This is a genomic window from Methanospirillum sp. (assembly GCF_035406105.1).
In the GTDB taxonomy this organism is placed as follows: Archaea; Halobacteriota; Methanomicrobia; order Methanomicrobiales; family Methanospirillaceae; genus Methanospirillum.
Window position 1 is genome coordinate 9869 of record NZ_DAONKG010000027.1, and the last position, 7859, is coordinate 17727.

The 7859-nt window shown below is 47.4% G+C and carries 5 protein-coding genes; all 5 read right to left on the minus strand.

Annotation, left to right across the window (positions count from 1 at the left end; genetic code table 11):
* Window positions 1–234, minus strand: a 234-nt coding sequence (locus PLA23_RS02810) for an ATP-binding cassette domain-containing protein (RefSeq protein ID WP_324473922.1), incomplete at its 3' end; no start/stop codon positions are given.
* On the minus strand, window positions 231–1034 hold the full coding sequence (locus PLA23_RS02815; protein WP_324332108.1) for an ABC transporter ATP-binding protein: 804 nt from the start codon (window positions 1032–1034) through the stop codon (window positions 231–233). The genes PLA23_RS02815 and PLA23_RS02810, both read right to left, overlap by 4 nt.
* A gap of 9 nt (window positions 1035–1043) precedes the next feature.
* Entirely contained in the window at window positions 1044–2132 is a 1089-nt protein-coding gene (locus PLA23_RS02820; protein WP_324473924.1) for a FecCD family ABC transporter permease, read from the minus strand.
* A 21-nt stretch (window positions 2133–2153) separates the two neighbouring features.
* On the minus strand, window positions 2154–4211 hold the full coding sequence (locus PLA23_RS02825; RefSeq protein WP_324473926.1) for a putative cobaltochelatase: 2058 nt from the start codon (window positions 4209–4211) through the stop codon (window positions 2154–2156).
* Window positions 4208–7859, minus strand: a 3652-nt coding sequence (gene cobN / locus PLA23_RS02830; RefSeq protein ID WP_324473928.1) for a cobaltochelatase subunit CobN, incomplete at its 5' end; no start/stop codon positions are given. The genes cobN and PLA23_RS02825, both read right to left, overlap by 4 nt.

Genomic DNA, 7859 nt, shown 5'->3' on the forward strand with positions numbered 1-7859 from the left:
TTGAATATCGAATCCACATATTTGTGCCGTCCCGTCAGTCGGATCAAGGAGCGTTGTAAGCATCAGCACGGTTGTGGTCTTGCCTGATCCATTTGGTCCCAGAATACCGAATATCTCATTTCCAACCGTAATGTTCATCCGGTTTACCGCACAGACTTTTCCAAATTTTTTGGTAAGATTATATGTGATTATCGTTGATTCAGACACCTGATTACGAATACTGCTGATATTCATTGTTCTCCCTGATGGTATTGTTCCGTTTTTTCTGCTTGTATCCAGTCCGGGACTACATATTGTCCGGCATCAGTGGTAATAAACTGCATCGGGACATCATATACTGATATTATGTGGTCCCTGGTCATGACCTCATCAGGAGTCCCTTGGGCAATTATTCTCCCTTTGTCCATAAGGATGACCCGGTCTGCATAGTGGTATGCGAAATTGAGGTCATGGACGGCTACAAATACAGAACCTTTTCCGGATCTGGTGATGGTCCGAATCATTGAGAACACATCTATCTGGTGCCTGATGTCAAGAGCACTTGTCGGTTCATCGAAGAGATAATATTCTGGTTTTTGTGCAATTGCCCGAGCGATAAAGACCCGTTGCCGTTCACCGCCCGAGAGTTCAGTGAGCATTTTCTCTGCCATGGAAGTAATATTAAGCATCTCCATTGCTGTATCAACGATTTCCAAATCCTGAGGTTTCAGGGTCCATTGAACATGAGGACGACGACCCAGAATGACTGCTTCAAGTACGGTTGAGGAGGAGAGATACTGAAAATCCTGGGGGACATACCCAATTTTTTTTGCAACCTCATTCCGTGAGTACTGTGACAGTTCCACGCCGTTCATCGATATTATGCCTGATTTTGGTTCTATGATTCCCGCAAGGGTTTTTATGAGGGTACTCTTTCCTGATCCGTTCGGGCCGATTACACACAGAATCTCTCCATCTCTGATAGAAAAACAGATATCATACAGGATCTGCACAGATCCATACCATACATTCAGTCGATCAATCGTCAGGGTCATGGCATCTCCTCAGGTAATCACCCGGTGTTTTCCTTGCAGGATCAGGAACAGAAAAAAGATACCACCGATAACATACATGATAACCCCGACAGGAATCTCAATTGGATCCATGATGGTCCGTGCCGCGGTATCTGAAATAAGCAGGATAAGAGCACCCAGGAGTGCTGAACAAGGGATGAGGTACCGGTTATCATTGCCGATGAGCATTCTTCCGATATGCGGTCCCATAAGACCGATAAAACCGATAATACCCGTGAATGCAAGACAAGCCGATGCCGCCAGGGTTGAGACGCAAAGGCCGGTAAGACGGAGTCGGTTCACATTCACTCCCAGGTTTTTTGCCACATCATCTCCTGCTGAAAGGGAGTTCAGATCCCATGCGATGGATTCCAGATAGAGGAAACAAAGGAGGGTGATTGGGGCCACGATAATAATTGCTCCCCAGTTCGCACCCCACATCCCTCCCATAAGCCAAAGAGTAATCTCCCGAAGTTTCTCATCATTCGTCAGGTATTTGAGGATCATGACTCCGGCGGTAAAGATGTACCCGATAACCACACCGGCCAGGATCAGCGTTGCACTTGAAGAGCCCTTCATGCGTGAAATCCCATAGATGAGGAGAATTGAGAGCCATCCAAGAATGAATGCACAGAAAATGATTGCACTATTCTGGAACTGTGGAGGAAGGAACGGGAGGAAGGCCGCCCCAAATACAATAGCAAGTGCAGCTCCAAAAGACGCAGCAGAAGAGAGACCAAGAGTAAACGGACTTACGAGAGGGTTTCGAAGGAGTGCCTGCATGACACATCCGGCTATGGACAGACTGATTCCTGTGAGAACAGCAAGGAGAACCCGTGGCATTCTGAAATCAATAACAACGGTTTTTTCTGATTTCACCGATTCAAGAGATGCAGGATCTGTTATTGCCTGATGTATAATGGTGAGTATGCGGTCAAAGGGAAGGTGATACGACCCTGCATACAGGGCATACAGGACTGCCCCAGAGAGAAGGAGAGACAGGAAGAGAATAATGAGAAGTTTTTTCCGTTGTCCTGACCGGTACAAAGTAGTTGGGTTCATTTCTGACCGTTCGTGCATCCCTGTCTTTTTTTCTGGTATTTAACTAACTGCAAGGTTTTCTGCAATATGAGAGAGTACTGCACCGGATACAGTATCCATCGTGAGATCTGACATCCGGTAATATCTGCCACGGGTATGCTCAGCAATAGCAGGACAAAATCCAAGTTGAAGTCCAAATCCGCTCTTCTTCCTGGCTTCAGTATCAATTATCACAGTTTCAATGCCAGCCCTGGCAAGATCCTCACAAACCGATGTTATCTCATCCTTTAATCGCCCACCGTTTCCAACATTTGCTCTTCCATCCGTGATAAGAATCAGAATGGGAACAAGTGAGGGGTATTTCCGCTTTTCATTCAGTAATGTGGTCAGGGCTTTTTGAAGTCCGGCGGTAAGGGGGGTTTTTCCACCCGTGGGGAGCTCTGACAGACGGGCATACGCAAGATCAATACTTGATGTCAGAGGAAGGATCAGGTCCGCTTTCTCTCCTCGGAAGGCAATGAGTCCTACCCGGTCACGATTTTGGTATGAATCTTCAAGCAGGGAGAATACGGCTCCTTTTGCAGCTTCCATTCGCTGCTCCACTCCCATGGATCCGCTCGCGTCAACAACAAACAAACATGCGGTGGCAGTTTTTCCAATTCTTCTCTTTTGAAGGACTTCATCACCGCGGATCACAACAGCAAGATTATTAGATCTTCGTCGGTTCTGATACGGAGCCACAGCACGGATTGTTGCATCAAATGCGATATCCGTTCCGATCAATTTTCTTTGAGCACCGATATATTGTCCGCGACGATCAGCTCCGTTTGTTTCATACCGCCGACCGGGAGCATATCGTTTCTCAAGAGTTTTCTGTTCAGGGGATCTCATCTGTTCCATATTGATGGGAGATCCGATACCAAATACCCGCTGTTCCTGCGGAGGGGTTGTGGATGAAGACCGTGATTCCTCTGGCGTATCCTGATTTTCCTGCCCGGAAGACTCTTTTTGTGGTTCAGCATCTCTGTGTTCATCAGTCTGTTCCGGTGAGGTTTCCTGTGGTTTTTCAGACTGCTCTGCCGGTGGCTCATTCATAAGGTCATCAAGGTGCTGTGGATCCACTTTCGGTTCTTCAAATGGCCGTCGTCTCATCCGGTGAGGAAGGGCGAGTTCAATTGCTTCCCTGAGATCTTCCTGCGTTACGGTATCCCGTCCGTCAAAGGCTGCGATGGTTTTTGCAGTGCGTACAATGGTAATTTCTGCCCGGTGTGTTCTGACTCCAAGACTAATACAGATGTCCACGGCTTTTCTGACCAGAGCATCAGATATGGTAACTTTCGGAAGGATTCGCATCGCATGGATTATCTGTTTTGAGATTGCTTTCTGTGCATTCTTAAACTTCTTACGAAACTCGTCCGGATTTTGTAAGAACTCCTCAGCAGTCCTGACGATCTCGATTCGTTCTTTTGGATTTTCAATCGCTTCCACAGAGACCTGCAGACCAAACCGATCCAGGAGCTGGGGTCTGAGTTCTCCTTCTTCCGGGTTCATGGTCCCGATCAGAATAAACCGTGCGGGGTGAGAGAATGAGATTCCTTCTCTCTCTACTGTGTTTACTCCCATTGCAGCGGCATCCAGGAGAACATCAACCACATGGTCGTCAAGAAGGTTTACTTCATCAATGTAGAGGATACCCCGGTTTGCTTCTGCAAGGATTCCTGGTTCAAGGGCCTTGATACCTTCTTTTAATGCCCGTTCAATATCAATTGTCCCAACAACCCGGTCTTCTGTTGCCCCAACCGGCAGATTCACAACACGTATCTGCCGTTTCACGGGTTCAGGGAGAGAATTGGTCTCTTTTTTTGCAGCACAGATCTCACAGAGTTCATCCTTTTTCTTCGGATCACACGAGAAGGGACATCCGGGTACTACTTTCATAACCGGCAGAATTTCTGCCAATGCACGAACGGTGGACGATTTCGCCGTTCCTTTCTCACCTCTGATTAGGACCCCTCCGATTGCCGGGTTAATGGCGTTGAGCAGGAGGGCTTTTTTCATCTGCTCCTGTCCGACGATTGCAGTAAACGGGATAAGGGGTTTTTTCAGGTGATGTGTCATGATTTCCCTTCCTTCATATGACCGATCTTCTTTTTCCAACTCGCAATGTCATTCATCGTGTAGATATCAATTGATCCACCCTGCACATGTCCTCCGGTTCCATCCATTTTATCTTCTATCCATCCTTCAATCATGAGGTATGCTTCTTTTAATTCTTCGATAACATCAGGATCTGCCTGCCAGACGCCCCGTTCATGTGCTTCAAGGAGTCTCCGCCCGATCTCTTCAAGAGCATAGGGGTTATTCTCTTCGAAAAAATTCCGGTTTTTCTGATCCAGGATGAAAGTTCGTGCAATATCATCAAAAATCCAGTCGTCAACCTGTCCGGTAGTGGCATCCCATCCATACACTCTTCCAATTCTCCGGGAGAGTTCACTGGCGCCAGAATATCCATGTTCTTTCAGGCCGTCAATGTATTTGGGGTTGAGCAGTTTTGTCCTGACCACCCGTGTTAATTCCTCAGCCAGCGTTCTGACTTCAACGTGGGAAGGATCCCTTGTATCCCCATAATATGTCGCAACTTTTTCTCCTTTTATCGTCTCTGCGGCTATGGTCATTCCCCCGTGGGTTCCGAAATAACAGCAGCATCCAAGGAGGTCATACTCATCGGTGGCGGTTTTATTAAATGTCACATCAACCGTTTTCAACTGGGCAATCAGGTCATCATGGGATGCATCTCCATACATATCCCTGCCATATCCATACCCGTTCCAGGCAATGTAGATGTCTGCGAGTTCAGCCTCTTCTTTCCATGCAGATGCATAGAGGGCCAGATTTACTCCCATTCCATAGGTTCCTGCCTTACTCCCGAATATCCGGGGCATTCGTCTGCTACTACTACCCTGATGTTTTTTGATGTAATTCATCTCATCTGGCTCATCAAGGGCTGCAACCTTTGCAATTGCATCATCAAGGAGTTCGATACAGTTGTAGAAACAATCTCGAAGAATACCTGATGCCCGGACGTTGATATCAATTCTTGGTCTTCCAAGGGAAGACAGGGGGATGATTTTTAGTTCTCTGACCCTCCCCTGTTTCCAGATCGGTTCAACACCCAGAAGATGCAGGAGTTTTCCAAAGGTCTCTCCATCTGACCACATGATGTCTGATGCCATCCAGTAGACAGCTACAGTCTCAGGGTACCTGCCTTCTTCGGACCGATATTTCTCAAGAAGCACTTCCCCAAGTTTTCTGCCCACCCGGAATGCTGCTTCAGTCGGGACTGAGTACGGGTCTAAACTGTAAAAGTTCCTTCCTGTCGGGAGAATGTCTGTTCTTCCCCTGCTCACCAGACCTGAAGGACCAGGCTCAATATATCCTCCATTCAGGCCCCGGAGCAGGGCGGTGTGTTCATCTGAGGCTTGTATAAGATCTGAAAGTTCCCTAATTTTTTTAGAAACCGGGATGAGTAATTCAGAATTCGGGCGTTTTAACGTATCACCGAGTGCAATTTCTGCTGCTATCCGGGGATCATTTCCTTTAAGGATGGCAGATGTAAACTTTCGTGCCTGTTCATCAAGCATTTTATGAAGGGCAAATTCACCGGCTTTGGGAACAATATCCAGACCGGAGAGATCGATCATGAGTTTTCGCAACTCCTGGTTAAATCGAAGCAGCCCGGTGATGTATGATGCACGTTTGTCTCCTTGGGGTATTGATCCGAATATATGCATTCCATCCGGAATCTGGCTGTTATAAATTCTTGTCAGCGACAGATGTGCAGCATCGATCACCTCATTCATCCCCCCTCCGCATTCCTGTATCTTTTCGAGGTTTATCTCCTGTGCAAGCCTTGTTTTTTTAATCAACTCAAGGATGACATGTTCGAGGGCATGAGCACGGGCAGGGTCTGCATCTCTGGCACGATTATATTCATCTATTCTGTCAGCAAGCTCAGATAAATCGCCATAGAGCCCGCTTTCAGTCATAACAGACTGCATATGTCCAATGAGCGTTGCTGTGCTTCTTCGTTTGGCGATTGTCCCTTCCGGCGGGTTGTCTGTATTATAAATATACAGGAATGGAACCGGGCCAAGGACCGCGTCTGGAAGGCATGAATCTGAAAGGACGACTGATTTTCCCGGCAAAAATTCAAGGGTACCATGAGTTCCCACATGAACGATTGCATCGGCCTGGAATTCTTTTACCAGGTACTGGTACGTGACAAAGTAATGATAGGGTGGCGGGATTTCGGGATCATGCAGGATTTTACAGACCTGACCATCACATCTGCTTCCAGCACAGCCCCGTTTTGGCTGGGTCATGACGAGAATATTTCCATACGATAGTCCCGTGATTACGAGTTTACCCTCATATATCATCCCTGCCGGTACTCCGTCTTTCTCTTCGCCCGGAGGATTGCCCCAGGTTTCCCGAAGCTGGTTTTGTAATTTCAGGGGAAGACCAGCTATCCATGGCTCCCAGGTCTCCCTCCCTAACAGAGCGAGGGCTCCCCCCTTTGTCACCGTTTCGGTAACCGATGTCCACCTGAATTCTGAGAGGGCTTTTTTATTCAGAATGGTAGTGATGAGTTCTTTTCCGTCTGCCGGGGGATTGACCTGATATCCGGCCTTTTTCATCTCCTGAAGGATCCTCGCTACCGATTCAAGGGCATCAAGATGAGCAGCAGTTCCGACGGTTGCTTCGATCGAAGCACAAGGCGAATTGTTCAGAATAAATGCAATTTTACGCTTTGCAGGTGGTTTCTTTTTCAGGCGTATCCATCCGTTTACAAGACTGCATACCCGGTTTATTCGTTCCGGTATCGGGTCATGCCATTCAGTCTCTTCTCCTGCCGGTTCATCCGGTGATTTAGCCCCGACAGGGATCATACTGGTCATACCCAGAAATTCAGGAACAACCACAGCCCATCCGACTTCAGAAGCGGTAAGGCCGGCACTGTCCTGCTCCCAGTCATTTTTTGTACGGTTATAGATGATGATTGGGTGAATGATCGGCACATTGAGTGTTTTTAACCCGTCAACGGTCTCTCTGATGTTCCGGGAGAGTGTGACTGATTGCAGGTTAATGAGAAGATCGATTCTGTTGATGAAATATGAATGCAGAATTTCCTCCCCGGACCGTGCACCCAGGTCTGCGTCTCCCGTCCCAATACAAAAGACCGGAATTACATCATGATCCTGTTCTATGGTACGAATTAGTGTATCTATCACGGCAAGGTCACGGTTGGCCCAGTACAACCGGTAAAAGAGGATGCCTATGGTTGAATCGTGCCGTTTTCTTCTCCAGGAAAAGTACTCTTTTGGGGTTTTGAATATCTCTGATGCATCCGGGTGATATATCCCGTCCCAGACTGTCGGTTCCGGAGGGTCATAGGGTACATTTTCATGGAGTACTTCTGCACGAAGGTACCGGATAAGGTTATCAAGGTTTTTTTCCCCGCCGTAAATGTAGTAGGCAGATGCGGTGAGGGCTACCTTTACTGGAACTGTACTGGTTGATAGCCCCTCCTGGTCAAACCCGATCGGGATAACCGGTAGACCATCTGGTATCTGTGCAATGATATCATCCCAGAAGGAATCATTGGAGGGATGAATGATAAAGAGGTCTGCAGTATTTAATTGAGGTATGAAATTATGCAGGGTATCAGGATTCCGTGCTGCCGTGCTGGTAATAAATGTATGGCTA